The 393-nt window shown below is 44.0% G+C and carries 1 protein-coding gene; it reads right to left on the bottom strand.

Annotated features, from left to right (window positions below; genetic code table 11):
* A partial coding sequence (locus AB5935_RS27380) for a RagB/SusD family nutrient uptake outer membrane protein (protein WP_368328024.1) occupies window positions 1–393 on the bottom strand: 393 nt, incomplete at both ends.

Genomic DNA, 393 nt, shown 5'->3' with positions numbered 1-393 from the left:
CTTCAGGACGAGGGTTATTAATAGGACTTGCCGCGTATAATAGAACTTTTGCGCGTGCTGCTAATGCGGCCCCTCTAGTAGGACGAGAGGTATGATTCGCTCCCCTGTCCAAAGGTAAGTCCTTAGCCGCCAAGCGCATTTCTGATTCGATATATTCTACGCATTCATCATAGGAATTACGTTGACAAGCCAAATCATCATAGCTGGCTGTATAATCGAGTCCTTCCTCCGGCAATAAAGGAACAGGGCCATATTTACGGAGTAATAACCAATAATAGTAAGCGCGTACAAAACGGGCTTGTGCTTTCAGGTCAGCTCTTTCAGCTTCTGTAAACTCCATATTCATGTCGATATTTTGAATGAAAATGGATGCCTGACGAATGCCTTTATAAC

The sequence above is a fragment of the Phocaeicola sp. RTP21198st1_B8_RTP21198_201120 genome (assembly GCF_040929485.1).
GTDB lineage: Bacteria > Bacteroidota > Bacteroidia > Bacteroidales > Bacteroidaceae > Phocaeicola > Phocaeicola dorei.
The sequence above is the reverse complement of the archived record's forward strand: the minus strand, read 5'-3'. Positions and strand labels throughout refer to the sequence as shown.